Genomic DNA, 18865 nt, shown 5'->3' on the forward strand with positions numbered 1-18865 from the left:
CCCCCGGGATTGAGCATCCCGCCCGGGGTCGCGTATCCCGCCCGGGGTCGCGCGTCCCGCCTGGAGTGGCGCGCGTCCCGTCTGGAATGGGCGCGTCCCGCCCGAGGTCACGTACCCCGCCCGGGACGCGTGTCTCGAGCCTTCCGCGGTCCGCCGCGTTCCGCGCCGCTCCTGGCAGGACCACGGCCGTCGACAGGCCGGGCGCACGGTTGGCGAAAGGCCGGGCGCGTGGACGCGGAAGGGGTGGGCGCGTGGCTCTCGAAGGCTCGGGCGGGTGGCACCCGATGGCTCGGGTGCAGGGCTCTCGAAGGCTCGGGGTGCAGGGCTGCGGATGGGTCGGGTGCGTGGGGCCGATGGGTCGGGTGCAGGGCTGCCGATGGTCGGGTGCGTGGGGCCGATGGGTTGCGTGCGTGGATGCCGAAGGGTCGGGTGCGCGGTGCCGAAAGGGCGGGCGGCAGGCCGGAGTCGGGGCGCCCGGTGCGCGTCGGGCGGGCGAGCCGTCCTGATCGGTCGAGCCCGCCCCCTACCGCGGGGCGGGCGGGCCCGCTAGAACGGTTCCAGACATCCACGCGAGCGAGGTGCCTGATGGACGACAACCGGGCCGCGGCCGTACAGCGTCACGACCGGGCGCCCCTGGTCCCCGCCTACGGCGGCGCCTCCCTCGCCGACCTGCCGGGCTCCCTCCTGGCCGCGCTCGGCGCCGCCCCTGCCGACGCCAACGTGCTGGGGCTCGAGCCCGTCGACCGGGTGTGCGTCTTCGTGGTCGACGGCCTCGGCGCCAGGCTGCTGGACGCGCACGCCGACCGCGCCCCCTTCCTCGCCTCCACCAGGGCGCGAGCCCTGACCGCCGGGTTCCCCGCCACCACGGTGACCAGCCTGTGCACGCTCGGCACGGGACTGCCGCCCGGCGAGCACGGCATGCTGGGCCTGACGCTGGCCGTTCCAGGACGGAACCACCTGTTCAACTGCCTGCGCTGGACCCTGCCCAGGGGCATGCCGCCCATGGACCCGCGCACCTGGCAGCCGGCCGAGACCGTCTACCAGCGCGCCGCGAGGGCCGGCATCGTGGCCAGCTACGTGGCGCCCGCCGCTTTCGAGGGGACGGGCCTGACCGACGCCGTCTACCGTGGCGTCCGCTACGTGCCCGCCGACACGGTGGACGAGCGGGTGGCCGGAGTACGGGCCGCGCTGCGCGATTCCCCGCGCGCCCACGTCACCGTCTACTACGGCGACCTCGACGCCACGGGCCACATGGTGGGCTGGGGCGCCCCGCAGTGGCTCGACCAGCTCGAGATCGTCGACAGGATGGCCGAGCGGCTGGCCGGGGCACTGCCGCCCGGCGCCGCCCTGTACGTCACGGCCGACCACGGCATGATCAACGCCGAGGAGAAGATCGACGCCCAGACCACGCCAGGGCTGAGCGCGGGCGTGGCGATGTTCGGAGGGGAGGCCAGGGCCAGACACGTCTACACCGAGCCCGGCGCCGCCCCTGCCGTGCTGGAGGCCTGGCGTGAGCTGCTGGAGGGCAAGGCGTGGGTCGTGTCCAGGCAGGAAGCGGTTGATTCGGGCTGGTTCGGCCCAGGTGTGCGCAGCGAATGGCTGGGCAGGATCGGCGACGTCGTCGCCGTGCCGTACACCGACTGTGCCATCCTCGCCTCTGAGACCCATCCGGTCGAGGCGGTATTCACCGGCTACCACGGCTCGCTCACCGCCGCCGAGCAGCACATCCCACTACTGGAGGTATCCACCCGATGACCCTGATCAACCCGGCGGAGCTGGCCGCGATGGAGGGAGCCAGCGTGCTCGACGTCCGCTACCGGCGGGGCGGCCCGTCCGGGCGCGAGTTGTACGCCGAGGGGCACGTGCCCGGCGCCGTCTACTGCGACCTCGACGCCGACCTGGCCGGGCCGCCGAACGGGGGCGGCCGTCACCCGCTGCCCTCGGCGGAGGCTTTCACGGCCTCGATGCGCAGGCTCGGTGTGAGCAGCTCCCGTCCCGTGGTCGTCTACGACGACGCCGACTCCATGGCGGCCGCCAGGGCGTGGTGGACGCTGCGCTACTTCGGGCACGAGGACGTCAGGGTCCTGGACGGCGGATTCCGCGCGTGGGCCGAGGCGGGCCTGCCGGTCTCCAAGGAGGAGCCGGACGTGTCGGGCGACTTCACCGCCAGGCCGGGCGGCATGCCCATGCTGACCGCCGAGCAGGCGGGCGAGCTCGCGGGCTCCGGCGTGCTGATGGACGCCCGCGCGGCCGAGCGCTACCGCGGCGAGGTCGAGCCGATCGACCCGGTGGCGGGGCGCATCCCCGGCGCGGTGAGCGCGCCCACCGACCAGAACGTCGGACCTGACGGCCGCTTCCTCGAACCCGCTGCTCTGCGCGCCCGGTTCGACGCCGTCGGCGCGGTGGAGGGGGCCGACGTAGGCGCCTACTGCGGGTCGGGCGTGACGGCCGCGCACGAAGTGCTCGCACTGGAGCTGGCGGGCGTCCACGCGGCGCTCTACGTCGGCTCCTGGTCCCACTGGATCAGCGACCCCGCCAGGCCCGTCGCCACCGGCTGACCCGCCCTGGTCGGCCGGTGGTCACCAAGCTGACCAGCTGCGGCCGGGCCCGTCGCCACCGGCTGACGCGCTCCGGCCGGGCTCGTCGTCACCTGCCGGCTTGCCCAGGCGCCCGCCGTCACCGGTTGGCCTTCACCCGACCGTCCTCCACGGTGACGACGGGGTGCCCGCCCGCGCCGAAGCAGGCGAACCCGAGCACTCCCGTCTTGCACGAGGCCTCCGCCAGCGCCGCCGAGGGAGCCCCACCCTCGGCGAGCAGGCCGTGGAAGACCGTCATCAGCGCCAGCGCCTCCTCGTCGGGCACCGGGATCAGACCCGCGACCACGCAGGAGGCGCCCTGCGAGAGGAACGTCCCCGCGAGGCCGAGCGGCGCCCCCTCGGCGGGCACCCTGGCCATCCCCGAGTCGCACGCCGACAGCACGACCAGGCTCGGCGTCATGGTCAGGGGCAGCAGGTCGTAGGCCATGAGCGGCCCGTCCTCCAGCTCGATGCTCGACAGCAGCGGGCTGCGGGAGTGGAAGGTGCCGTGGGCGGCCAGGTGCAGCACGTCGGCCCTGCCGAGCGCGGAGGCCACGTCGGCGGTGCGGGCGGGCACCCGCTCGGCACGCCGGTGGGCGGCCAGTACCCGTCGCACCTCCTCCTCGGCGTGCTCCAGCCCTGGCCCTGACGCCGCCACCACGAGCGGCTCGCCTCCGCCGAGCGAGCCGCCGGCCCCGAGCCGCGCCTCGTGGCGGTCGCGGGCCGACAGCCAGGCGGCCGCGCTCGGGGCGACGCTCAGCGGGAGAGCGCGCAGGAGCGGCAGCGTCGACCACGGCAGCGTGTGCAGCGGACCGGCGGGGACGATCACCAGCGGGCGGCCCTCGACCAGGTCGGCGATCGGCCCGAGCAGGACCCGCTCCAGCCATGAGGCCTCGGCCGCCACCGGATCCCCATGATCGCCCGCGCCGTCGCCGAAGCTGGCCCGCCGCAGGCCGTACCGCAGCCTGATGACCGCCTCGGCCACGTTCGTGATGTCGGCGACGTTGCGCAGCTCGCATCCCGACGGGGTGATCACCACGGCCAGCAGCTCGCCGTCGTGGCACAGGAACTCCACCAGCGCGGCCCCGTCGAGCGCCGCCGTCACGGCGCCGAGCGAGGGCGCGGAGGGCCGGCCGCCGGAGACGGCCCGCCAGCGTTCGGCCCACCCGAACACCGCCTCGGGACCGCCTCGCGAGATCGCCAGGCCCAGCCCGAACGAGGCCAGCCGCCCGCCCGCTCGCACCCGGTGTGCCCTGAGCGAGGGATCGTCGAACCGTTCGGCGTCGGCCCCGAGGTCGGACAGGCCGCGCAGCACCGCCGCGAAGGCATCCGTGTGGTCGCCGTCGACCCCGGCGAGCAGCGCCGCCGCGTGCCAGCGCACCAGCGACGGCACCTCGTCGGGCCCGTCGTCGTCATCGGCCAGATGCTCGGCCTGCTGCGCGGAGGCCAGCCTGGTGAGCCGCCGCATGGCCAGGGTGGGCGCGTCGATGAGGGGCGCGAGGCGGCGCGCCTCCCGCGCGGCCGCGCCCGTCGAGGAGGCCGAGCGGGGGTCGAGGCGGGCCAGTTGCGCCGTGGCCGTCTCCGTGTCGCCCATGGCCAGCGCCAGCTCCGCCGCCGCCAGCCGCAAGGCGGCCGCGCCCGCCGGGTAGGAGCAGGCGGCCAGCTCGTCGGCGCAGGCCAGTAGCTCGGTGGTCAGGCCGGTCGAGCGCGGTTCGAGCACGAGCCTGGCGCGCAGCGCGACCTCGGCGGCCAGCGGCGCGGCGCTCTCGCGGCCGTGGGCGCGCAGCTCGGCCTCGGCCCTGCGGGCGACGGCCAGCGCCTGGCGGGCGTCGCCGGTCAGCAGCTCCACCTGGGCGAGCAGCAGCCTGGCATCGGCCAGCGCCGCGTGCGCGCCGGCCGCTTCGAGTTCCGGTACGGCGAGGCTGAGCATGGCCCTCGCCTCGCCCGGCAGCTGCGCGGCCAGCAGGGCTCCGGCGAAGTCGGCGCGCATCGTGGCCAGGCGTTCGGGAAAGCCGAACAGCGTGTCCTCGCAGGCCCGGTAGTGGGCGAAGGCCGTGGGGACGTCGCCCTGCCGTACCGCGAGGAAGGGCAGGTTGGCGGCGGCGAGGCGGGCCAGATGGGCCAGCCCCGCGCTCTGGGACAGCCGCAGGCACGCGGCGATGTCGTCGGTGGCCTGTGACCAGCGGCTCTGGTAGGCGTGCACCAGGCCCCTGTTGAGCAGCCCGCCGGCCAGGAAGCGCTGGTCGTCGATGGTGCCGGGCGCCTGGGTGAGGACGGCGATCGCGCGGTCGCAGGAGGCCACGGCCTCCTGGTAGCGGCCCAGGTGGGCTAGCGCCACCGCCCGCTGGGTGTCGAGCTTGGCCCGGTCGAGAGGTGACAGGTAGGCCCAGGCCATCGCGGCGATGCGGAGCGCCTGGAGCGGGTGACCGCGCTGGGTGCGGACCGTCACCAGGGACAACCTGGCCTGGGCCAGGCGATCGGCGGGTGCGCCTCCCGTGGCGATCGCCTGGCGCAGATGTCGTTCGCTGGCCTCCAGGTCGCCAAGCTCCCTGGAGGCCAGCGCCATGGCGCGTAGAGCGACGACGGCTGGTTCGACGGCGCCTATCCCCTCGGCGGCGGCGTGAACGGCGCGGGCGTCTGCGAGTGCCCGCGCGGGGTCGACACCGGATTGGAGGATCGCGTCCTCCGCCATCGCGACCAGCCTGTTCGTCACGGACGGATCCGCACCCAACCGGTGGCCACAGGGGTGAGCCCCGGCCGGTGGCAGACCACGCTGAACCAGCCCGGCGGCAAGCCCGTCGCCGCGAACTGGCCGGACTCCCGCAGGTCGCGAGAGACCGTGAGATGTGGTGTGCGGATGTCTATCGTGGCCCCGTCACCAGGATGAGGTGACACCCGCCCTGCCACATCGATGAGACCGTCCCCGATGGTCACCTCCAGATCGAAGGAGAGGTCCGCCGTGGCGAACCTGACCATACGCGGCCCGTCCGCGTCACGAGTGCCCCTCGTGGCCACGCACTCCACGGGCCCGGCGGTGACCACCTGGGCCAGCCGGAGGGAGTACGCGTCACGGGCGGCGGCCGAGACGTGGGCGGGAATCGGGTCGTGCCCCGCGGCGATGCGGAGCGCGGCCAGGAGATACTCGTCGCCACTCATGGCACCGCTTCCTCTAGTGAGATTCGGGTGCGCAACTTCTGCAGGCAGCGAAGGCGGGTCGGGCCCACGCTGCCGACCGGCACGCCCAGCCGAACCGCCATCTGGTGCGTCCCCGCGTCGGGAACGGTGGCCATCAGGCGGAGCAGGGTCCGGCATGGTTCGTGCAGATCAGACACCGCCTGCCAGAGCAGACGTCCCTCATCGGCCTCGAGGACGGCCGACGCCGGGTCGGGATCGATGGGACCGCCTTCGGGAAGGCAGAGGTAAGGGTGATTCCCCATCCCTTTCCTCTTGATCTGGAGCGCCTCGCGTCTGGCGGCCGTGGCCAGCCAGGCGCCGACGCTCGCCGGATCCCTGATCGAGTGAAGGTGCTCAAGAAGCCGCAACCATGCGCCCTGCACGGCGTCGGCGGTGTCGGCCTCGTTCAACCCGCACGCGCGAGCGACCGACCACATCCGCTGCCCGAACCGGTCCTCGAGGCCGGTCCAGGCGGAGTGGTCGCCGTCGGCAGCCGCTGTCAGCAGCTCCTCCGGGAGACGGGCGTCGCTCACGTTGTTGCCTCCTCGTAATGAGACGAGGACTGAGCGTAAACTCTACAGACCCGCGGGGACGAGAACTCCGAGATCAGGAATTTCCCGTGAACCTCGGAGGTCGGCTGCCTCTCGCGCCGACGGCTCGGCGGCGAACGCGCCCGACACCAGCGCGGCGGCGAAGGACGTTCCGCTCCACCGCGCGTAGCCGGCGAACTCGCCCCACTCGAGGAAGGCGCTGGCCAGCCACTCGCCTCTGGCCCACGCGTCCACCCATGGGCCGAACCCGGAGTACGGCGTCGCGCTCTCCTCGGTGACACCGAGCGCGCCCACGCCGACGACGCCGGGCAGCGCGGCGGGCCAGAACGGCCGGTCGGAGGCGGTGTTGCCGGCGCAGGCCACCGTGACGGTGTCCGGCAGCGCGCCCAGAGCGCTGGCCACCAGGCTGCTGGGCTCGTCGTCGAAGGTGTGGCAGCCGAGCGAGAGGTTGAGCACCTGCGGCGGATCTTCGCGCAGCCGGTGCAGCGCGCGCAGCAGGCCCGCCTCGTCGCCGATGCCGTCCGCGCCCAGCACCCTGCCCACCCGCAGCACGCTGGCGGGGGCGCGGCGCTGGATCAGCCCGGCGACGAACGTGCCGTGCCCGGCCTGCCGGGCGAGCCCGCCGTTGCCGTTCCCGTTGTTGCCGTCGGTGGGCCGGTCGGCGGCCTCGGGGCCGAGCCGGCCGTACCAGTCGCTCTCGGCCCACCAGGGATGGGCGGCCACTCCCGTGTCGAGCACGCCGACCGTCACCTGCGGGCCCTTGCCGGAGGGCCGGTCCACCGGCGGGGAGGGGAAGGGCCTGGAGGCGGGGCCGCCGAACCACAGCGGCTGCCCGGTGAGCACGTGGTTGGGAGAGGCGCGAAACCCCTCCTCCCGCAGGCGCAGCGCGATCTCGCATGGATCCACGCCCGGCGTCAGCATGATGCGGAAGACACCCTCGGCCTCGGCCACCGCCTGCGTCCACTGCTCGGCCGCGGACGTGGCGCCGCGCTCGGTGAGGATCTGGCCTGGTCGGATGAGCGCCGCGCCGACGGCTTGGATGTCCATGGCCCGATATCTTCCCTGCCGGACCAGGCGTCACGTGCCCCAGCCGCAACATCTTGGTATAGCCCCCCACTAGCACCGGGCGGCGACCGACGGTAGTCTCTCCCTAGTCACTTGTGATCATCCCAGGACGAGGCCGTTGGGGAAGGCGCACCTCGTACCGAAACGGGAGGTCCGGTGTCTGCTCGTGGCGTGCTGTACGTCCACTCGGCTCAGCCCGCGCTGTGCCCTCATATCGAATGGGCAGTCGCGGGTGTCCTTGGCGTGCCCGTAGACCTGACGTGGACGCCCCAACCGGCCGCGCCGAACGTCGTGCGCGCACAGGCCGAGTGGGAAGGACGAGCGGGTATCGCCGCGGCCATCACCTCCTCGCTCATGGGGTGGCAGCGGATCCGCTTCGAGATCACCGAGGACGGCTCGCCCGGTGTCGACGGCTCCAGGCACGCCTACACGCCGACGCTCGGGGCCTTCACCGCGGTGATCGGGGCGGCGGGCGACATCATGATCCCCGAGGACCGCCTGCGCGCGGTCATGCTCATGGCCGCCCAGGGGCGGTGCGTCCTGGAGGACGAGCTGGACAAGATGCTCGGCAAGCCGTGGGACGAGGAGCTCGAGCCCTTCCGCTACGCCGGCGACGGCGCCCCCGTCCGCTGGCTGCACGCCGCCGTCTGACCTCTCGCCTCCCCCTGCCCGTGAGCCGGTCCCAGGCTCACGGGCTGTTTTGCGTGGGCGGAGGAGAGCCGGGGGTGGCGTCAGGCAGGACCGGGGCCGAAGGGCGAGGTGATGTCGCCCCCTTGGACCAGGCGCTCCATCGTCTTCTTGATCGCTTCGGAGTCGTTGAGGTGCGGGAAGGGCTCGCCGGAGGGCACGGCGACGTCCAGGAACCGGCACAGCGGTTCCCAGCCCTCGCGCACGTCGAAGACGAGAAGCCGGTCGGCGGGCAGGCTCTCCTTGACGGCGGCGACATGGCGGTGGAAGGCCGCGACGGCGACCTCCTCCTCGGGCATGCCTGTCCTGAAGCTGTAGCCCTCGCCGAAGGTGGAGGCGACGATCAGCTCCATGACGGGGGCGAGGCGCCGCATCGACCCGAACACGGTGGCGGCGGGCTCGGGCAGGTCGTCGGGCAGGTCCCTGCCAGGCCCGTTGGCGATCAGCTGCCGCATGCTGAGATACCAGCCATGCGGATCCCGCACGGTCAGGACGACCTTCGCCCCAGGGTAGGCCGCCGCCTGCTCGCGCCAGAAGTGGCTGGCCGGCCAGTCCTGGGTGGACCGGTAGCCGTCGAGGACCTCGTCCCAGTCCACGGGCTCGCCGGACAGGACGGGCAGCCACCTGTCGACGTGGTCGGGCTTGGTGAGGATCTCGAACATGTGGTAGCAGGGGCCGACCCCCAGCCGCTCGAGCGCGGCCTTCATCGAACTGGTTCCGGTGCGCGGGAGTCCCGCGCCGATCACGTGCAACACGTCGAACCTCCGGTCGGGGTGTAGCCGGATGCCCGCGCGCCTGGCTCTCGCGCCGGTTCGTTCACATCCTGAGAGCTCTGGCGGCGGCGCGGTGTGACATGGCCGGTCAAGAACTGTCACACCGAGACGTTTCCTGTCGCTCTCAGGATGCACGGAGAGATCGCGGGAGCCAAGCCCCGGCGCCGGAGGCCAGGTTCAGGAGCGCTTCGGCTCGTAGTGCAGCGCGGTGATCCCGCAGTCGAACGCCTGGGCGGAGACGAGGCGAAGTCGCTGGTTGTCGCCGATGTTGGCGAAGACGGGCATGCCGGCGCCGATCGCGGTCGGGTTGACGAACAGGTGCAGCTCGTCGAGCAGCTCCTTGGCGATCAGGTCCGCCACGAGCGTGCCGCCTCCGTAGGCGATGATGTCGCCGCCCGGCTGGGACTTGAGCTTGTTCACGGTCTCGGCGAGGTCACCGCCGGCGACGACGGCGTTGTCCCAGGGCGACTCGGTGAGGGAGTTGGAGATCACGACCTTGGGCGTGTTGTTCATCCAGTCGATGGACTCCTGGGTCTCGCCCTCAGGCCCGGCCGCCCACGTCGGGATGAACCCCTCGGCGAGCTTGCGGCCCAGCACGATGCAGTCGACCGGTGCGGTGAGCGCGTCGATGTAGGCGCTGATGTCGTCGGTCCACGGGAACGTCATCCAGTCCATCTCGCCGTTCGGTCCGGACATGTAGCCATCGACGGTGGTCTGGACCTGGAGCTTGAACGTGCGCATGAGGTGCTTCCCTTCGAGGTTCGGGGTGGTGCGGGAGTGGCGGGTCCTTCAGGCCCCGCTGTTTCCTCTGTGCCTTCAGCCTGGCGGAACCCGCTTACGGATCGTTTAAGGCATCCCTACCGCCCCCATAAGGGGGAGAGCGTGAGCGCACACGACAGTGCCCCTCCACCCTTGTGCTGGGTGGAGGGGCACCGGTCGTCGATCGGCTACAACGGGATGTTGCCGTGGGCGCCCCTGGCGGGGGTCGCCGCGGCCAGCACCTTGGCGATGGCGCCGCGGGTGCCGGCGGGGTCGATGACCTCGTCGATCACGCCCAGTTCCTGGGCCCTGTGCAGCCCGCCGGCCAGCTTCTCGTGCTCCTCGGCCAGGCGCTGCTCCAGCTCGGCGCGCTCCTCCTCGGGAGCGGCCGCGAGCTCGCGCCGCTTGAGGATGCGCACGGCCGCGACGGCGCCCATGACGGCGACCTCGGTCGTCGGCCACGCGAAGACCTTGGTCGCGCCGAGCGAGCGGGAGTTCATCGCGATGTACGCGCCGCCGTACGCCTTCCTCGTCACGAGCGTGACGCGCGGCACGGAGGCCTCGGCGAAGGCGTGCAGGAGCTTGGCGCCGCGGCGGACCACCCCGTCGTGCTCCTGGCCGACGCCCGGCAGGTAACCGGGAACGTCCACGAGGACAACCAGCGGGACGCCGAACGCGTCACACATACGAACGAAGCGAGCGGCCTTCTCGGCGGACGTGGCGTCGAGGCAGCCGCCCAGCCGCATCGGGTTGTTGGCGATGACGCCGACGGTCCTGCCGCCCAGGCGGCCGAGCGTGGTGACGATGTTGGGCGCCCACTTGGGGTGCAGCTCGATGCCCTTCTCGTCCAGCAGGCCGTTGACGAGCGGCTTGACGTCGTAGGCGCGCCTGGCCGACTCCGGAAGGAGCGTGGAGAAGTCCATCTCCTCGACCGAGGAGGTGCGCACCCTGCCCTGGTGGCCGAGCAGGACGGCCAGCTGACGCGCCTTGAGCAGCGCCTCGGCCTCGGTCTTGGTGACGACGTGGACGACGCCGCTGCGCTTGCTGTGCGGCTCGGGACCGCCGAGCGCGGCGCTGTCGACGTCCTCGCCGGTGACGCTGCGCACGACGTCGGGCCCCGTCACGAAGATGCGGCCCTGGTCGGCGAGGATCACGATGTCGGTGAGAGCGGGGCCGTAGGCGGCGCCGCCCGCGGCCGGGCCGACGACCACGGACAGCTGCGGCACGACGCCGGACGCCTTGGTCATCGCGGCGAAGACCCGGCCGACGGCGTGCAGCGACTCGACGCCTTCGGCGAGTCGCGCACCACCGGAGTGCCAGACACCGATGACCGGCACCCGCTCACGGACGGCCACGTCGTAGGCGTGCACGATGTGCTCGCAGCCTTCGCTGCCCATCGCGCCGCCCTGGAAGCGGGCGTCACTGCAGAACGCGACGACGGGAACGCCCTCGACGCGGCCCGTGGCGGCGAGGACGCCGCTCTTGTCCTCGGGAGTGATCAGCCTCAGCGAGCCCTCGTCGAGCAGCGCGGCCAGGCGGACGATCGGATCGCGGGGATCGGCGGGCGTCTCATCAGAGGCGCCCGTCACCACCCCGTTGTCGAGCACGGTCATCTGTGGCTCCCTCAGTGCGTGGTGAAGACGACGGTCACGTTGTGACCGCCGAACCCGAACGAGTTGTTGACCGCGGCGATGTCGCCCTGCGGCAGCCTGCGGGACTCGCCGTGGACCAGGTCCACCTCGATGCCGTCGTCCGGGTTGACCAGGTTGATGGTCGCCGGCACGACACGGTCCTCGAGTGCCTTGACGGTGAAGACCGACTCGATGCCGCCCGCGCCGCCCAGCAGGTGGCCCGTCATGGACTTGGTGGAGGTGACCAGCGGGTGGGTGCCGATGGCCTTGGCCACCGACTGCACCTCGATGACGTCACCGGCCGGGGTGGAGGTGCCGTGTGCGTTGATGTGCTTGACGTCCTGGCCCGTCACGCCCGCGTCGGTGAGCGCCTGGGTCATCGCCATGATGATGCCTCTGCCCTCGGGCTCGGGCTGGGTGATGTGGTGGGAGTCGGCGGAGTATCCGACGCCGGCGGCGTAGGCGAAGATCTTCGCGCCGCGCGCCTTGGCGTGCTCCTCCGACTCCAGCACGACGATGCCCGCGCCCTCGCCGAGCACGAACCCGTCGCGGTCGCGGTCCCACGGGCGCGAGGCGCCCTGCGGGTCGTCGTTGCGGGTCGACATGGCCCGCGCGGCCGCGAAGGCGGCGATGTTGAGCGGGTGGATGGCCGCCTCGGTGCCGCCGGCCACGACGACGTCGGCGCGGCCGGACCTGATCATGTCCATCGCGTAGCCGATCGCCTCGGCGCCGGAGGCGCAGGCGGAGACGGTCGCGTGGACCCCGGCCATCGCGCCCAGGTCGAGCCCGATCCACGCGGCGGGACCGTTGGGCATGAGCATCGGGACGGTGAAGGGCGAAAGGCGGTTCCAGCCCTTCTCCTTGAACGTGTCGTAGGCCGAGAGCGTCGTGGTGATGCCGCCGATGCCGCTGGAGACGACCACGCCGAGCCGCTCGGGCGCCACCTGCGGCGCGCCCGCGTGCTGCCAGGCCTCCCGCGCCGCGACCAGGGCCAGCTGCTCGCTGCGGTCGAGACGGCGCGCCTCCGGTCGCGGCAGCACCTCGGACGGGTCGACGGCCGCGACGCCCGCGAACTTCACGGGGACGCTGTCGACCCAGTCCTCGGTGAGGGGCCGCACACCAGACTGACCGGCGAGGAGCGCCGACCAGGTCGAGGTGACGTCTCCACCGAGGGGCGTCGTCGCGCCAAGCCCGGTGACGACGACTCGTGCCCGGTTCGCACTCACGTGGTTACGCTCCTTGCTGATCAGAAGGGAAGGTTCAGGCCTGGATGAAGTTGAGGACGTCCTTGACCGTCTTCAGGTTCTTGAGCTGGTCGTCGGGGATCTCGACGCCGAACTCGTCCTGCGCGGCCACGGCGATCTCGACCATGGACAGGGAGTCGATGTCGAGGTCGTCCACGAAGCTCTTCTCCGGGGTGACCTCGGACGCCGGGATCCCGGTGATCTCGTTCACGATCTTGCCGAGGCCCTCGAGGATCTCCTGCTCGCTGACTGCCATGTCGGTAGTTCTCCTTTGGGTTTCTTCTTGGGTTTTGTACGGCAGGCCGCGTCGGCGGCGGCCACGCCGTACAAGCTATGGGATCTCGACGACCTGGCCGGCGTAGGTCAGACCGGCGCCGAAGCCGAGAAGGAGGGCCAGCTGGCCCGACTGCACCTCGCCCCGCTCGATCATGCGGGAGAGTGCCAGCGGGATGGACGCCGCGGAGGTGTTGCCCGCCAGCACGATGTCGCGCGCGATGATGGCGTTGTCGGCGCCGAGCTTGCGGGCGATGGCCTCGATGATGCGCAGGTTGGCCTGGTGGGGCACGAACGCCGCCAGATCGGCGGGGTCCACTCCCGCGCGCTCGCAGGCCTCCTTGGCCACGGGGTGAAGTGCCGTGGTGGCCCAGCGGAACACGGTCTGACCTTCCTGGTGCAGGAAGGAGTCACGGTCCTTGATGATGATCGCGTCGTACTTGTCGCCCGCGCTGCCCCACACCACGGGGCCGATGCCGGGCGTGTCGGAGGCCGTGACCACGGCCGCGCCCGCACCGTCGGCGAAGATGACGGCCGTCGCCCTGTCGGTCCAGTCGATCCACTGCGACAGCTTCTCCGTGCCGACGACCAGCACGTTGGTGGCCTGCCCCGACCGTACGGCGGCGCTGGCGGTGCCGAGCGCGTAGCAGAAGCCCGCGCATGCGGCGTTGACGTCGAAGGCGCCGGGAGCCTCGATGCCCAGCCGGGTGGCCACCCGCGCGGCGGCGTTGGGGATCTGCGACTCGAGCGTGCAGGAGGCCACGATGACCAGGTCGATGTCACCGGCGCCGAGACCGGAGCCCGCCAGCGCCTTGCCGCCCGCCTGGACGGCCATGTCGATCTCGGACTCGTTGGCGGGGGCGACCCTGCGCTCCTTGATGCCGACCCGGGACTGGATCCACTCGTCGTTGGTGTCCATGGTCTTGGCCAGGTCGTCGTTGGTGACGATGTTGGTCGGCTGGTAGTGGCCGAAGGCCAGGATCTTCGCTCCAGGGGCGACGTCGGGGATCCTCATGACTTGATCAGCTCCCTGGCCGCGTCGAGGTCGTCGGGGGTCTTCAGCGCGACGCTCTCCACGCCGCGCAGGGCGCGCTTGGCCAGACCGGTCAGGGTGCCGCCGGGCAGGAGCTCGACCATCCTGGTGACGCCGAGCGAGGCCATGGTCTCCATGCAGGAGTCCCAGCGGACGGGGTTGCTGACCTGGTTGACCAGGAGCCCGAGGAATTCGGCGCCGCTGTCGACGACCTTGCCGTGGGCGTTGGACAGCAGTTTGGTGTGCGGGTCGCCCGGCGTGACGCCGGCGGCCGCCTCGCGCAGGTGCTCGACCGCGGGGGCCATGTGGACGGTGTGGAACGCGCCGGCGACCTGCAGCGGGATGAGCCTCGCGCGGGCGGGCGGCTCCTGTTTGAAGGCGGCCAGCTGCTCCAGCGTGCCCGCCGCGACGATCTGTCCCGCGCCGTTGATGTTGGCGGGGGTCAGCCCGTGTTCGTCGATGGCGGCCAGCACGTCGGCCTCGACGCCGCCGAGCACGGCGGTCATGCCGGTCTCGGTGACCGCGGCGGCCTTGGCCATGGCCTGGCCGCGCTCGCGGATCAGCGTAAGCGACTGCTCGGGGGTCAGCACTCCGGCCAGCGCCGCGGCGGCGAACTCGCCGACGCTGTGGCCGGCCAGCAGGTCGGGGGTCGCGCCGAGCGCCTCGGCGGCGGCGAGCGAGGCGGCCACCAGCAACGGCTGGGCGACGGCGGTGTCCCGGATCTCGTCGGCGTCAGCGGTGGTGCCGTAGGCGATCAGGTCGAGCCCGGCGACCTCCGACCATGCCGAAAGCCTGTCTGCGAGGCCTGGTAGCTCTAGCCATGGCGACAGGAAGCCTGGGGTCTGGGCGCCTTGGCCCGGGGCGACGAGTACGAACACGGATTCCACCATGCCCTGTAGAAGTCCGACACGAGGATAGAGATCCGTACGAACTTTGTCCCAGGCATTTTGTAGGAACCATACAGTGGGGGTTTCGATGGTGTTACGTTAGTGCGCGCCAGGTCACGGCGCTCTCGGAGAGCCTGCCCAGAATCAGCCCGACCTGCAGGGTGAAGGCCGATCGGCCCTCCGTCGGCTGGTAGCCGGTCAGCTCGGTGATCTTCTTCAGCCGGTACCTGACCGTGTTCGGGTGCACGAACAGCAGCCTGGCCGTCGCCTCGAGCGAGGTGCCCTGCTCCAGGTAGGTGGCCAGCGTGTCGAGCAGCGGGGTGCCGGCCAGCGGCAGGTAGACGTTCTCCACCAGCTGCTCCCTGGCGTCCTCGTCGCCGTCGAGCGCCCGCTCGGCCAGCAGGTCCTCCGCGTGCACGGGCCTCGGCGCGTCGGGCCAGCCCGAGGACGCCTTGAGTCCGGCGATCGCCGCCCTGGCCGATCGCGCCGCCGCGTGCAGGTCGGGCACCTCGGGGCCGATGACGATCGGGCCAGGCCCGAAGCGCGGCACGACCTGCCTGGAGGCCTGGTCGACGCTCTGGGCGCCGCCCACGATCACGATCAGCCGGTCGGCCTGGACCCCTGCGAGCAGGTCCATGCCGATGCGCCTGCCCTTCTCGCGCAGGGAGTCGATGACCGCGCGCGGGTCGTCGTCGGGCGCGTGCCCCGCGAGCACCACGACGGGCGAGGAGGTCCAGCCGAGCGCGGCGGCCCACGAGTGCAGGCCGTCGTCGACCTCGCCGCGCACCAGTGCGTCGACGATCAGCGCCTCCAGCCTGGCGTCCCACGCTCCACGCGCCTCCGCCTCGCGGGCGTAGACCTGCGCGGCGGCGAAGGCCACGTCGCGGGTGTAGCGGAGCATCGCCTGCTCCAGTTGGTCGCCGCCGCCTGGCGCGGCCAGCTCGTCGGTCATCGTCTCGACGACCTCGACGACGATGCGGACGATGTCGACCGTCTGCTGCAGGGAGATGGAGCGCTTCAGCTCGCGCGGCGCGGTGCCGAAGAACTCGATGCTCGGGGTGGGACGGCCCTCGCCGGCATGGGCGAACCACTCGACGAAGGCGGCGATGCCGGCCTGGGCGACGAGGCCGACCCAGGAGCGGTCCTCGGCCGAAAGGGCGCGGAACCACGGCAACCGCTCGTCCATGCGCGCCATGGCCGCGGTGCCCAGGGTGCCCATGTTGCGTTCGAGACGCCTGGTGGTGTCCTCGCGCATACGGTCCTCGTGGTCTGTCACGCCTCTAGAGTGCCAGGTCCGCGAGAGTGCGCCGGTCCTGCCCGAAACGGGCCGCGCCATCAGGTCCGGAACGGCGAGCTCGCGGTGGACGTTCTCCAGGTGCTTGTCGACCGTGCGCCGGGAGATGCCGAGCCGTCTGGCCGTCGAGCGCCTGGACAGGCCCTTTGCGCACCAGGTCGAGCACGTCGCGCTCGCGCGGCCTCAGACCGTCGGGGACGGCGTTCCTGTGCGTGCGAGCTGTGGATGCGGCGCGGGGGCGACGAGGTGCGGATCCTGCCGAGGGGTGGGCAGACGGGTGTTCGAACGCACCGCCGTCGGCGAGGCGGACGTCTCGGCCGTCCTCGGCGAGGTGCCGTCCTCGGCGGCTAGATGACGGCCACGGCGGTGATGAGGCCGATCGCCAGGTGCGTCACGGCCAGCAGGCGGGCGCCGGGCTGCAGCTCGCTCTCCTTGATCAGCTCGCGCACCGAGATGCCCGCGACCAGGTCGAACACCAGCATGGCCACCGTCTGCACCGCGATGCCGACCAGACCGAAGACGGCGGTGGCGAGCAGGCCCTCGTGCAGGGCGCCGCCCGACGACCAGATCGAGGCGGCGACGATGAGCCCCACGGCGCCCAGCCCCGAGGAGGCCAGGAGGGTGGCGTTGGGGTTGCGCTCGTTCTTGATGACCGAGCTGAGCTTGCCGGGCGTGGCCAGGTCGATGACGTAGAAGCCGACGATCAGCAGGATCATGCCGAGGACGGCGTAGGCGGCGATGGCCAGGGCGCCGGAGGCCAGGTGGTCGATGAGGTTCACGGTGACTCTTTCTTCGCCGAAGAGAGGGACGCCTCGGCGACGGCGGGTGCGGGGGATGCCGCCGGCCCCTTCAGACCTGCGTCGGAGGAGGCAGGCGGGCCGGGGGGACGGGGGGAGGGGGTCACGGGGACTGCTCGATCCTGTGGGGGACGAAGGACGAGGTGTCGTCGGTGATCAGCCCCGAGGTCTCGCGGATGCCCAGCCCCGCGGACTCGTCGGCGACCACCCACGCGCCGAGCACCGGCCGCTGCCCCTCGAACGAGGGAAGCGCCTCGAAGCCCTGATGGACGAAGCCCTCCGCGCCGTAGGAGCCGGGCGTCTCGGCCACGCCGGAGGGGGTGACGATCCGCATGGAGGCGCCCTCCCTGCCGAGCAGCGGCTTGACGATGTAGGAGGTCAGCTCGCGCGGGCCGTCGAGGTAGGCGGGCAGCAGGTTGGGGTGGCCCGGATACAGCTCCCACAGCACCGCCAGCAGCGCCTTGTTCGACAGCAGCGCCTTCCACAGCGGCTCGATCCACGTGGTCGAGGCGGCGTGCCGTACGGCGTGCTCGCCGAAGCCGTCGGTCAGCATCCACTCCCACGGGTACAGCTTGAACGCCGAGCGGATCACCCTGCCACCGGTATCGACGAAGCGCCGGTTGAGCGGATCCCAGCCGATGTCCTCCATCGCGATGGCGATCGTGCCGAGACCCGCCTGGTCGGCGGTTTCCTGCAGGTAGGCGACGGTCATCGCCTCTTCGCCTGTCTCGTCCATGTTCGTCCAGGCGAAGTGGGTGGGGCCCGTCGGCAGGACCAGCGAGCGCCACCTGTCGATGAGGCGCTCGTGGATGGAGTTCCACTGGTCGTCGCCAGGGAAGCGGTCCTGCAGCCAGTACCACTGCACGACGCTCGACTCCACCAGGGAGGTGGGCGTGTCGGCGTTGTACTCCAGCATCTTGGGCGGGGAGACGCCGTCGTAGCGCAGGTCGAAGCGGCCGTAGACGTGCGGGTCGCGCCGCTCCCACGAGCGGGCGATCTCCTGCCAGGTCCACTCGGGCAGCGCGAAGTCGGCGAAGCGCCGCTCGGCGATGACGTGCTCGACCGCGGCCAGGCACATCCGGTGCAGTTCCTCCACCTGCTCCTCGAGCTCGAGCACCTGCTCCATGGTGAAGACGTAGTGGACGGACTCGTCCCAGTAGGGCCGGGGCAGGTGCGCGGCCTGCACGGAGCGGTGGAAGGCGAGGCCGTGGCCTTCGACGATCTTCTCCCAGCCTTCGCGGGGAGTGGCGTGCTCGCGTCGCATCAGGATCCCGTCGAGGTGCGGTTGCCGAAACCGTTCGTGGTGACCTTCCCCGAGCGGGTGATCTCGTCGCCGCTCCTGGTCACGACGTAGGAGTGGCGCGGCCGGTTGGTCGTGCCCTTGGAGACGCGATTCCTGACCTTGGTGCCGCCGTAGTACCAGAGGTAGGCGCCGTGCCTTCCCGCGCCGTCGCAGCGGTCGTCGTCCACGACCACGTAGCGGCCGTGGTCCTCGCTGTTCCGCCTGACGCACCGGGCGACGACCTCGTCGTCCGGCTCCTCCTCGTCCTCTTCGACTTCGTCTTCGACGTCTTCTTCGACGAAGTCCTCTTCGGAGGAGGAGTCCATCACCACCTGGTCCGAGCCCGCGTACACGGAGTCGCCCGAGGCGCAGCCCGACAGGACGACGGACGAGACGGTCACCACGGCGCCGAGCCTCACCGCGTGCGAGGAGAGCCTGCGCGCCATCAGCTGCCGCCCCCGCCCCTGCCGCCGAACCCGCCGCGCTGGACGACGTGCCCGTTCCTGCTGCTGATGCGCGCCTCGGCGGGCCTCACGGTGGTGCCCTTCAGCACCCGCATGCCCGTCCTGACGCCGCCGTAGTACCAGCCGTAGGCGTGGTGGGAGGAGTGGGAGCCGCCGCCGCCGTCGTCGTCATCGCAGTAGTCGTCGTCGACGACCTGGTAGGAGCCGTCGGGGAGCTGGGTGTTGAGGTCGACGCAGTCGGCCGCGACCTCTTCGTAGTCGTCCTGCGCCGAGCAGAAGCCGACCACCATCAACGAGATCACGCCGAGCGCCGTCAGCGTGATCACCTTGGTCGACTTGCGGGAGCGGGTTTCTGCCATGGGGCTCCAGAGCTTA

19 protein-coding genes and 1 pseudogene are annotated in these 18865 nt (G+C 71.9%); 3 read left to right on the top strand and 17 right to left on the bottom strand.

Features of this window, described 5'->3' with window-relative positions; translation table 11 throughout:
- Positions 1 to 585: 585 nt before the first annotated feature.
- Entirely contained in the window at positions 586 to 1755 is a 1170-nt protein-coding gene (locus ACFSKW_RS19415; protein ID WP_379573671.1) for an alkaline phosphatase family protein, read from the top strand.
- On the top strand, positions 1752 to 2558 hold the full coding sequence (locus ACFSKW_RS19420) for a sulfurtransferase (RefSeq protein WP_379573672.1): 807 nt from the start codon (positions 1752 to 1754) through the stop codon (positions 2556 to 2558). The genes ACFSKW_RS19415 and ACFSKW_RS19420 overlap by 4 nt, the downstream gene beginning before the upstream one ends.
- A gap of 118 nt (positions 2559 to 2676) precedes the next feature.
- Here the strand turns inward: ACFSKW_RS19420 and ACFSKW_RS19425 are convergent, their stop codons facing one another.
- The 4 genes from ACFSKW_RS19425 to ACFSKW_RS19440 are packed head-to-tail and all read right to left on the bottom strand — an operon-like array spanning position 2677 to position 7348.
- Complete coding sequence (locus ACFSKW_RS19425) at positions 2677 to 5289, bottom strand: CHAT domain-containing protein (protein ID WP_379573673.1); 2613 nt, start codon at positions 5287 to 5289, stop codon at positions 2677 to 2679.
- Positions 5286 to 5732: a hypothetical protein gene (locus ACFSKW_RS19430; protein WP_379573674.1), complete on the bottom strand. Its 447-nt coding sequence runs from the start codon at positions 5730 to 5732 to the stop codon at positions 5286 to 5288. Before ACFSKW_RS19430 ends, ACFSKW_RS19425 begins: the two co-directional genes overlap by 4 nt.
- A complete protein-coding gene (locus ACFSKW_RS19435; protein WP_379573675.1) occupies positions 5729 to 6283 on the bottom strand; it encodes an RNA polymerase sigma factor in 555 nt (184 codons plus the stop codon). Before ACFSKW_RS19435 ends, ACFSKW_RS19430 begins: the two co-directional genes overlap by 4 nt.
- A gap of 42 nt (positions 6284 to 6325) precedes the next feature.
- Entirely contained in the window at positions 6326 to 7348 is a 1023-nt protein-coding gene (locus ACFSKW_RS19440) for a S8 family peptidase (protein ID WP_379573676.1), read from the bottom strand.
- A 174-nt stretch (positions 7349 to 7522) separates the two neighbouring features.
- Here ACFSKW_RS19440 and ACFSKW_RS19445 point away from each other — a divergent pair, with 174 nt between their 5' ends.
- Positions 7523 to 8017: a DUF3145 domain-containing protein gene (locus ACFSKW_RS19445; protein ID WP_379573677.1), complete on the top strand. Its 495-nt coding sequence runs from the start codon at positions 7523 to 7525 to the stop codon at positions 8015 to 8017.
- Positions 8018 to 8097: 80 nt separating this feature from the next.
- Here ACFSKW_RS19445 and ACFSKW_RS19450 read toward each other — a convergent pair whose 3' ends face one another.
- The 13 genes and pseudogenes from ACFSKW_RS19450 to ACFSKW_RS19510 form a co-directional block, all read right to left on the bottom strand.
- Positions 8098 to 8808 carry a sulfotransferase family protein gene (locus ACFSKW_RS19450; protein ID WP_379573678.1) on the bottom strand — a complete coding sequence of 237 codons (711 nt, stop codon included), beginning with the start codon at positions 8806 to 8808 and terminating at the stop codon, positions 8098 to 8100.
- A 195-nt stretch (positions 8809 to 9003) separates the two neighbouring features.
- Positions 9004 to 9567, bottom strand: coding sequence for a dihydrofolate reductase family protein (locus tag ACFSKW_RS19455; RefSeq protein ID WP_379573679.1), 564 nt, complete (start codon positions 9565 to 9567; stop codon positions 9004 to 9006).
- Between the two features lie 206 nt (positions 9568 to 9773).
- Positions 9774 to 11198, bottom strand: a complete 1425-nt coding sequence (locus ACFSKW_RS19460; protein WP_379573680.1) for a carboxyl transferase domain-containing protein — start codon at positions 11196 to 11198, stop codon at positions 9774 to 9776.
- Between the two features lie 11 nt (positions 11199 to 11209).
- Entirely contained in the window at positions 11210 to 12442 is a 1233-nt protein-coding gene (gene fabF / locus ACFSKW_RS19465) for a beta-ketoacyl-ACP synthase II (RefSeq protein ID WP_379573681.1), read from the bottom strand.
- A gap of 34 nt (positions 12443 to 12476) precedes the next feature.
- On the bottom strand, positions 12477 to 12716 hold the full coding sequence (locus ACFSKW_RS19470; RefSeq protein WP_183646883.1) for an acyl carrier protein: 240 nt from the start codon (positions 12714 to 12716) through the stop codon (positions 12477 to 12479).
- A gap of 75 nt (positions 12717 to 12791) precedes the next feature.
- Positions 12792 to 13748 carry a beta-ketoacyl-ACP synthase III gene (locus ACFSKW_RS19475; RefSeq protein WP_379573682.1) on the bottom strand — a complete coding sequence of 319 codons (957 nt, stop codon included), beginning with the start codon at positions 13746 to 13748 and terminating at the stop codon, positions 12792 to 12794.
- On the bottom strand, positions 13745 to 14644 hold the full coding sequence (locus tag ACFSKW_RS19480; protein WP_379573683.1) for an ACP S-malonyltransferase: 900 nt from the start codon (positions 14642 to 14644) through the stop codon (positions 13745 to 13747). Before ACFSKW_RS19480 ends, ACFSKW_RS19475 begins: the two co-directional genes overlap by 4 nt.
- A gap of 103 nt (positions 14645 to 14747) precedes the next feature.
- Positions 14748 to 15908: a PucR family transcriptional regulator gene (locus ACFSKW_RS19485; RefSeq protein WP_379574557.1), complete on the bottom strand. Its 1161-nt coding sequence runs from the start codon at positions 15906 to 15908 to the stop codon at positions 14748 to 14750.
- A gap of 93 nt (positions 15909 to 16001) precedes the next feature.
- Positions 16002 to 16094 (bottom strand): annotated as a pseudogene (locus ACFSKW_RS19490) (hypothetical protein); the annotation flags it as partial.
- A gap of 200 nt (positions 16095 to 16294) precedes the next feature.
- Entirely contained in the window at positions 16295 to 16726 is a 432-nt protein-coding gene (locus ACFSKW_RS19495; RefSeq protein ID WP_379573684.1) for a DUF350 domain-containing protein, read from the bottom strand.
- A 121-nt stretch (positions 16727 to 16847) separates the two neighbouring features.
- A complete protein-coding gene (locus ACFSKW_RS19500; RefSeq protein WP_379573685.1) occupies positions 16848 to 18008 on the bottom strand; it encodes a glutathionylspermidine synthase family protein in 1161 nt (386 codons plus the stop codon).
- Positions 18008 to 18472, bottom strand: coding sequence for a hypothetical protein (locus ACFSKW_RS19505; RefSeq protein WP_379573686.1), 465 nt, complete (start codon positions 18470 to 18472; stop codon positions 18008 to 18010). The genes ACFSKW_RS19500 and ACFSKW_RS19505 overlap by 1 nt, the downstream gene beginning before the upstream one ends.
- On the bottom strand, positions 18472 to 18849 hold the full coding sequence (locus tag ACFSKW_RS19510) for a hypothetical protein (RefSeq protein WP_379573687.1): 378 nt from the start codon (positions 18847 to 18849) through the stop codon (positions 18472 to 18474). The genes ACFSKW_RS19505 and ACFSKW_RS19510 overlap by 1 nt, the downstream gene beginning before the upstream one ends.
- Between the last annotated feature and the right edge of the window lie 16 nt (positions 18850 to 18865).

This window comes from Nonomuraea mangrovi (assembly GCF_042681425.1).
GTDB classification, from domain to species: domain Bacteria; phylum Actinomycetota; class Actinomycetes; order Streptosporangiales; family Streptosporangiaceae; genus Nonomuraea; species Nonomuraea mangrovi.